Raw genomic sequence first — 1,671 nt, 5'->3', positions numbered from 1 at the left:
GAAACTAAAAGTTTTTCGGAAAAAAGGAGGATTCCCTCCCCTTGGTGTCGTAGGTAGTAGTTGCCAAAAACAATCACCATCAACCCAAAAGGAGGGAATCCATAATTTATGTTTCGACAACCACTACCTGTTTTCCTCTTCGCTCATTTATTAAATTTTTTACTGAAAGTCTTCCTGTTCGCTGCTAAACATTTTAAAGTCGATATCGAACCACCTGCTGACCTTCAACCTTCAAGTTACAAAATCTTATCTCCTTTAAAGGACCCTTTGCCCGTTGTTGAGAAAAAAGATTACAGGAAAATCCTCGCCGAGGCTGAAGCACAGGGTAAGCCTATTTCTCCCGTCAGACGTATTAAGCCGCTTTGTGTCGATGTCGATAAATGTCCGGTTTGTGGCGCTCCTCTCGATTACCTGTATAGCTTCGGTAAAGATCCTGAAGGCTTCCAAAAGCTCCAGTGTAAAGTGTGTAAACACCAATGGGCTCCTGGTAGGCCTGCCCCTAAAAAGTTTCATCCTACTTATCGCTGCCCTTTCTGCTCCTATGCTCTCAGCAAGGATAAAACCAGAAAGAATTTCACTGTGTTTAAGTGCCGTAATGATAATTGTCCTAAGTGGCTTAAACACAGGAAGAGATATCGCTTCAGGGCTTTTGATGTCAATTTCGACGAACTTTCTTGCGCTTCTCCAAATGCTGTTCCCGTTAACCTTGCTAAAAGTCGCTTCAGTCCATTCTTGATAGCCCAAACTGTCAATTTATACGTGGGTCTTGGGCTTTCTTTGAGACAGACTGTTTCTGCTGTAAAGCAAATATGGCAAGTTCAAGTCTCTCGCGAAACTGTCCAAAATTGGGTGGTTTCCTTAGCCTCGAAGCTTGCTCCATTGGTTAAGTCTATTCATCTTCCTTTGTCAGGCCTTGTGGTTATCGATGAGACTTACATAAAGGTTAAGGGTAAATGGCATTACCTTTTTACTGCTTGCGATGGTTTGAGAGGTTTTATTATCTCCCAACACCTTTCGCCTCATAGGAATGCTGTGGCCGCTTTGACCATCCTTAAAGATGTCATTGACCGTTATGGTAACCGTGAATTCATCTTAGTTACAGATAAAGCACCTATTTATGATGTGGCGGTCCATTCCGCTTCGGTTTTCTTCGGTGCCAGTATCCGTCACCGTCCTGTGCTGGGAATCTCTCCACTCCCTGAAGGCGACCCGCATACCTATAGGCCATACAAAAACCGTATAGAGCGCTTATTTGGTTCATACAAGGCTCATTACAAGCGCCATAAGTCTTTTAGTTCCTTTGAAGGTGCTGTAGCTCATGCCTTGCTGTATCAGCTATACTACAATCACTTAAAGCCTCATGAGGCTTTCAATGGTAAAGCACCTGTATTCCTCAAAGATAAGCAGGGTAAAAAGGTCGATAATTGGGTCAAACTGATTCAGTGGATTGTTGAGTCTAATCAAATTCAGAAATCTTGACAAGCTTTATACGGTAAACTAGACTGAATTTAAAAGCAGTCTTTTTACCAGAAGGGTGAAGTGTGCTTTTTTCCATAAAAGCTTGGGTTTTAATTATTCATAGTTTCTTCTAAATGTTACTTTGGGTTATTGATTTAACAATTACTGATTGATTTGCCAGCTACTACCTACGATTTCCATTTTTTAGGGAAT

The 1,671-nt window shown here is 41.7% G+C and carries 1 protein-coding gene; it reads left to right on the top strand.

Features of this window, described 5'->3' with window-relative positions; translation table 11 throughout:
- Positions 1-108 precede the first annotated feature (108 nt).
- Positions 109-1,479, top strand: coding sequence for a DDE-type integrase/transposase/recombinase (locus ACKX14_RS15480; protein ID WP_422449254.1), 1,371 nt, complete (start codon positions 109-111; stop codon positions 1,477-1,479).
- Positions 1,480-1,671: the final 192 nt, after the last annotated feature.

The organism is Thermorhabdus hydrogeniformans (genome assembly GCF_049310025.1).
Taxonomy (GTDB): Bacteria; Bacillota; Thermosediminibacteria; order Thermosediminibacterales; family Tepidanaerobacteraceae; genus JBJYKD01.
This window is presented reverse-complemented; position numbering and strand designations above follow the sequence as displayed.